Origin of the sequence: Aeromonas sp. sif2433 (assembly GCF_019218705.1) — a bacterium.
In the GTDB taxonomy this organism is placed as follows: Bacteria; Pseudomonadota; Gammaproteobacteria; order Enterobacterales; family Aeromonadaceae; genus Aeromonas; species Aeromonas encheleia.
Genome location: NZ_JAHUXD010000025.1, coordinates 1 through 966, shown reverse-complemented (window position 1 = coordinate 966; position 966 = coordinate 1). Strand labels below are relative to the sequence as shown.

The following is a 966-nucleotide window of genomic DNA, read 5'->3' as shown; positions in this document are numbered from 1 at the left end:
CGCCTTAATCTTGGCCATCAAATGAAGCAATCGCAGGAGATACAGATGCCTTCTCGTAAAGAGCTTGCCAATGCCATTCGCGCATTGAGTATGGATGCCGTTCAAAAAGCCAACTCCGGTCACCCGGGCGCCCCCATGGGAATGGCAGATATCGCCGAAGTGCTGTGGCGTGGCCACCTCAAGCACAACCCGAACAACCCCAAGTGGGCCGACCGCGACCGTTTCGTGCTGTCCAACGGCCACGGCTCCATGCTGCTGTACTCTCTGCTGCACCTCTCCGGTTACGACCTCTCCATCGATGACCTGAAAAACTTCCGCCAGCTGCACTCTCGCACCCCGGGTCACCCGGAGTACGGTTATGCCCCCGGCATCGAGACCACCACCGGCCCGCTGGGTCAGGGCATCACCAATGCCGTGGGCATGGCGATCGCCGAGAAGGCCATGGCCGAGCAGTTCAACCAGCCGGGTCACGACATCGTCGACCATTACACCTATGCCTTCATGGGCGACGGCTGCCTGATGGAAGGCATCTCCCACGAGGCTTGCTCCCTGGCCGGTACCCTGCAGCTGGGCAAACTGATCGCGTTCTGGGATGACAACGGCATCTCCATCGACGGTCACGTGGAAGGCTGGTTCACCGACGACACCCCCAAGCGTTTCGAAGCCTACGGCTGGCACGTCATCCCTGCGGTTGACGGTCACAGCCCGGAAGCCATCAACGCCGCCATCGAAGCCGCCAAGGCCGAGACCGGCAAGCCGACCCTGATCTGCTGCCGCACCATCATCGGCTACGGCTCACCGAACAAGTCCGGCTCCCACGATTGCCACGGCTCACCGCTGGGCAACGACGAGATCGCCGCCGCCCGTGCCTTCCTGAAATGGGATCACGCGCCGTTCGTCATTCCGTCCGAGATCGCCGCCGAGTGGAATGCCCAGGAGAAGGGCACCAAGCTCGAATCCGACTGG

Annotated in this window: 1 pseudogene; it reads left to right on the top strand. The window is 62.0% G+C overall.

Going from position 1 to position 966, the window contains the following annotated elements:
• Positions 1–21 precede the first annotated feature (21 nt).
• A pseudogene (locus KW825_RS20205) lies at positions 22–966 on the top strand (1-deoxy-D-xylulose-5-phosphate synthase N-terminal domain-containing protein); the annotation flags it as partial.